Below are 3520 nucleotides of genomic sequence, written 5' to 3' on the forward strand. Positions count from 1 at the left end.
GAATACTAATCGATCGAGGACTTAACTATACTGATGAACGCTTTAAACCGTTTGGTTTTGATGTCTACCTTTTTCTTATCTAGTTTTGAAGATACATAGTTTTAAAAATGAAGTAGGATGATCGACTAAGAGTCACATCCATGTGACAACGTCGATTAACCTGCATCCTGAAAGCCTAGTAGCGATAGCGGAGAGGTCACACCTGTTCCCATGCCGAACACAGTAGTTAAGTTCTCCAGCGCCCATGGTAGTTGGGGCTTTGCCCCCGCAAGAGTAGGACGCCGCTAGGCAAATGAATAAAACGCTCCACAGTACCTTAACGGTAGAGCAATCGACTTTTTTCGATCTTTCGTAGATTTCAAATCTACCTGTGGAGCATTTATTTGTGAAAAATGATTGGCCCGTTGGTCAAGTGGTTAAGACACCGCCCTTTCACGGCGGTAACACGGGTTCGAATCCCGTACGGGTCACCACTATATTCTTTTAACAGGAAGGCATGTTACAATCGCAACGTCTTGTGCTTCGGAGGATTAGCTCAGCTGGGAGAGCACTTGCCTTACAAGCAAGGGGTCGCAGGTTCGAGCCCTGCATCCTCCACCATTTACAATATTAAACTTATTATCGTCGCGGGGTGGAGCAACGAGCGTTACATCCACCGATTTTACAGCGAGTAACCTCGAAGCATTGAACTTCAAAGAATAAGCTAGCAGATGCAGAGGTCAGGATTTTACACATGACGTAAAGCGTGTTATTTATTATCATTTTGTATTTTTTATTGTCGCGGGGTGGAGCAGTCTGGTAGCTCGTCGGGCTCATAACCCGAAGGTCGCAAGTTCAAATCTTGCCCCCGCAACCAAAATAATTCACTAACTACGTCGATAAAACATCCTTGATAGTGAATATAAGTGGTACTCGGAAGAGTGCAACCAAAATTTTCTCACTACGTCGAATAGTCTTCAGTGCTAGAAAATAATCGTAGTGCCCTAAGGGTGCAACCAAAATAATTGGTCCGGTAGTTCAGTTGGTTAGAATGCCTGCCTGTCACGCAGGAGGTCGCGGGTTCGAGTCCCGTCCGGACCGCCATGTTGCCGGTCTAGCTCAACTGGTAGAGCAACTGACTTGTAATCAGTAGGTTGGGGGTTCAAGTCCTCTGGCCGGCACCACGTTAGAGCCATTAGCTCAGTTGGTAGAGCATCTGACTTTTAATCAGAGGGTCGGAGGTTCGAATCCTCCATGGCTCATCAAGGAAGTTATGGTTCGGATTCTCACCTACGGTTCCCCTTTCTTCATTTTGAAGGATATAGGAAGAAAGGACTAGCCTGTGGCGTCGGAATCCTCCATGGCTCACCATCTTATGCGGGTGTGGCGGAATTGGCAGACGCGCTAGATTTAGGATCTAGTGTCTCTCGACGTGGGGGTTCAAGTCCCTCCACCCGCATTTATTTAAAATATGTCCAAGCGCGGAAGTAGTTCAGCGGTAGAACACCACCTTGCCAAGGTGGGGGTCGCGGGTTCGAATCCCGTCTTCCGCTCCATGACAACTTCATCCTTTTGTTTGCCAGATGATGAAGAAGTAATACAACCCATGCCGGGGTGGCGGAATTGGCAGACGCACAGGACTTAAAATCCTGCGGTGGGTTTCCACCGTGCCGGTTCGAGTCCGGCCCTCGGTACCACTAGCGCCCGTAGCTCAATTGGATAGAGCGTTTGACTACGGATCAAAAGGTTAGGGGTTCGACTCCTCTCGGGCGCGCCATTTCGGGAAGTAGCTCAGCTTGGTAGAGCACTTGGTTTGGGACCAAGGGGTCGTAGGTTCGAATCCTGTCTTCCCGACCATTGACAATAAGGGGCCTTAGCTCAGCTGGGAGAGCGCCTGCTTTGCACGCAGGAGGTCAGCGGTTCGATCCCGCTAGGCTCCACTTTCTGATTATATTGTTTGGAGGAGTACCCAAGTCTGGCTGAAGGGAGCGGTCTTGAAAACCGCCAGGGGCTTCACGGCCCGCGGGGGTTCGAATCCCTCCTCCTCCGCCATACATCATACCTATCATATAGCAATATATGAACTTGGCTCGGTAGCTCAGTCGGTAGAGAAACCGTAAAACATCTAGAATTTACATCGATGTAGGTTTTGCGAGGAGCGTATGCTTCACCGAAGAACGTGCAACGTGACGAGTACAGGACATCTTTGAAATCACTTCGAAACCAGTCTATATGCGAGTTAATAAATAATTTACCATTGTAACTTGGCTCGGTAGCTCAGTCGGTAGAGCAACGGACTGAAAATCCGTGTGTCGGCGGTTCGATTCCGTCCCGAGCCACCACTTTTTATAGTGGAGGGATAGCGAAGTTGGCCAAACGCGGCGGACTGTAAATCCGCTCCCATCGGGTTCGTAGGTTCGAGTCCTACTCCCTCCACCAATCATGTTAAGTTAAATTACTTTAATCCAATGGCGGTTGTGGCGAAGTGGTTAACGCACCGGATTGTGGTTCCGGCATTCGTGGGTTCGATTCCCATCAACCGCCCCAAGCTAGAAGAATCATATGTGCCCCTTATAAAATTATATTAGTAACACGCGGGTGTAGTTTAGTGGTAAAACCTCAGCCTTCCAAGCTGATGTCGAGGGTTCGATTCCCTTCACCCGCTCCATTATAGAATGGGCCTGTAGCTCAGCTGGTTAGAGCGCACGCCTGATAAGCGTGAGGTCGGTGGTTCAAGTCCACTCAGGCCCACCACTAAATTTAATCATATAATATAACTTTTCTAATATGCGCCCTTAGCTCAGCAGGATAGAGCAACAGCCTTCTAAGCTGTGGGTCAGAGGTTCGAATCCTCTAGGGCGTGTGTGTGTGTAGAATGATTGTTCCACAGTAGCTCAGTGGTAGAGCAATCGGCTGTTAACCGATCGGTCGTAGGTTCGAATCCTACCTGTGGAGCCATGGAGAAGTACTCAAGTGGCTGAAGAGGCGCCCCTGCTAAGGGTGTAGGTCGTGTAAGCGGCGCGAGGGTTCAAATCCCTCCTTCTCCGCCATTTATTGGGCTATAGCCAAGCGGTAAGGCAACGGTTTTTGGTACCGTCATGCGCTGGTTCGAATCCAGCTAGCCCAGCCATCAAACTTTTTCTATAAAATAAATAATCATAAAGAAAATGGTAGCAAATGGTTAGTGAAATAGTGTTGAATTAGTTAATCATCCATGCTATATTATATACCTACCACAAAAGTTGGGTTAATAAAGCACTAGAAATAGATTGATTCCATTTAATACTGATTTGGTTTCAAAATAGAATTAAATAAGAAATGTGAAAAAATATTGACTTTTACACTAGGAACTTGTATAATAAATTTTGTCGTTGAGATAATATTTATGACTATTTTTGATCTTTGAAAACTGAACAAAACAACCAGTATGTTAAGTACATGCTAGCTTACAAAAGCGAGCAAACGTTAAAGAGTAGTTAAGAAACAAACTTTTTTGGAGAGTTTGATCTTGGCTCAGGACGAACGCTGGCGGCGTGCCTAA

The 3520-nt window shown here is 46.9% G+C and carries 22 tRNA genes and 1 rRNA gene; all 23 read left to right on the plus strand.

The features are described 5' to 3' along the window. The first annotated feature begins 174 nt into the window (after positions 1 to 174). Positions 175 to 290: ribosomal RNA gene (gene rrf / locus GHD00_RS20655) — 5S ribosomal RNA — on the plus strand. Positions 291 to 398: 108 nt separating this feature from the next. Then, positions 399 to 473 (plus strand) — tRNA-Glu (locus GHD00_RS20660). 51 nt (positions 474 to 524) lie between these two features. After that, positions 525 to 600: transfer RNA gene (locus GHD00_RS20665), tRNA-Val, on the plus strand. Positions 601 to 779: 179 nt separating this feature from the next. Further along, positions 780 to 856: transfer RNA gene (locus GHD00_RS20670), tRNA-Met, on the plus strand. 150 nt (positions 857 to 1006) lie between these two features. Further along, positions 1007 to 1083, plus strand: a tRNA-Asp gene (locus tag GHD00_RS20675). Between the two features lie 4 nt (positions 1084 to 1087). Next, a tRNA-Thr gene (locus GHD00_RS20680) sits at positions 1088 to 1163 on the plus strand. A 5-nt stretch (positions 1164 to 1168) separates the two neighbouring features. After that, positions 1169 to 1241: transfer RNA gene (locus GHD00_RS20685), tRNA-Lys, on the plus strand. A gap of 115 nt (positions 1242 to 1356) precedes the next feature. Then, positions 1357 to 1438, plus strand: a tRNA-Leu gene (locus tag GHD00_RS20690). 22 nt (positions 1439 to 1460) lie between these two features. Next, positions 1461 to 1535, plus strand: a tRNA-Gly gene (locus GHD00_RS20695). 52 nt (positions 1536 to 1587) lie between these two features. Continuing rightward, positions 1588 to 1676: transfer RNA gene (locus GHD00_RS20700), tRNA-Leu, on the plus strand. A 3-nt stretch (positions 1677 to 1679) separates the two neighbouring features. Next, positions 1680 to 1756: transfer RNA gene (locus tag GHD00_RS20705), tRNA-Arg, on the plus strand. 3 nt (positions 1757 to 1759) lie between these two features. Continuing rightward, a tRNA-Pro gene (locus tag GHD00_RS20710) sits at positions 1760 to 1836 on the plus strand. Positions 1837 to 1846: 10 nt separating this feature from the next. Next, positions 1847 to 1919, plus strand: a tRNA-Ala gene (locus tag GHD00_RS20715). Positions 1920 to 1938: 19 nt separating this feature from the next. Then, positions 1939 to 2031 (plus strand) — tRNA-Ser (locus GHD00_RS20720). A 214-nt stretch (positions 2032 to 2245) separates the two neighbouring features. Continuing rightward, a tRNA-Phe gene (locus tag GHD00_RS20725) sits at positions 2246 to 2321 on the plus strand. Between the two features lie 11 nt (positions 2322 to 2332). Continuing rightward, a tRNA-Tyr gene (locus GHD00_RS20730) sits at positions 2333 to 2418 on the plus strand. Positions 2419 to 2450: 32 nt separating this feature from the next. Continuing rightward, positions 2451 to 2526 (plus strand) — tRNA-His (locus tag GHD00_RS20735). Between the two features lie 47 nt (positions 2527 to 2573). After that, positions 2574 to 2647, plus strand: a tRNA-Gly gene (locus tag GHD00_RS20740). Between the two features lie 9 nt (positions 2648 to 2656). Further along, positions 2657 to 2733, plus strand: a tRNA-Ile gene (locus GHD00_RS20745). A gap of 35 nt (positions 2734 to 2768) precedes the next feature. Beyond that, a tRNA-Arg gene (locus tag GHD00_RS20750) sits at positions 2769 to 2842 on the plus strand. A gap of 20 nt (positions 2843 to 2862) precedes the next feature. Then, positions 2863 to 2937 (plus strand) — tRNA-Asn (locus tag GHD00_RS20755). 1 nt (position 2938) lies between these two features. Then, positions 2939 to 3029 (plus strand) — tRNA-Ser (locus tag GHD00_RS20760). 5 nt (positions 3030 to 3034) lie between these two features. Further along, positions 3035 to 3109, plus strand: a tRNA-Gln gene (locus GHD00_RS20765). Positions 3110 to 3520: the final 411 nt, after the last annotated feature.

It is taken from the genome of Gracilibacillus sp. YIM 98692, from assembly GCF_010993965.1.
Lineage (GTDB): Bacteria > Bacillota > Bacilli > Bacillales > Amphibacillaceae > Gracilibacillus.